Origin of the sequence: Rhizobium ecuadorense, from assembly GCF_001187535.1 — a bacterium.
Lineage (GTDB): Bacteria > Pseudomonadota > Alphaproteobacteria > Rhizobiales > Rhizobiaceae > Rhizobium > Rhizobium ecuadorense.
Map to the genome: position 1 here is coordinate 1 of NZ_LFIO01001421.1, position 234 is coordinate 234.

The following is a 234-nucleotide window of genomic DNA, read 5'->3' on the forward strand; positions in this document are numbered from 1 at the left end:
AGATCATGGAAAACGGGGAATATTTCGCTCCGCCGGCAGACCTTGCGCATCGAAAGCGGAAGCTCGGAACGGATCCCGTCATAGAGCATCCAAAGCGGTGAACGGGATATTGAGGAGTCGCCGCCCTCTTCGCCGACCTCGATATAGGCGAAATACTGGCACAGCGGCAAAATCTCGCGCAGCAGTTGCCCGGTCAGGTTTCCGTCCGAATGGGCGTTGTCACCGTCCGAAGCC

Annotated in this window: 1 protein-coding gene; it reads right to left on the reverse strand. The window is 58.1% G+C overall.

The window, feature by feature from the left end; translation table 11 throughout:
• Nucleotides 1-234: DUF444 family protein (locus AF337_RS29970; RefSeq protein WP_152971239.1), on the reverse strand; the 234-nt coding region annotated here is incomplete at both ends.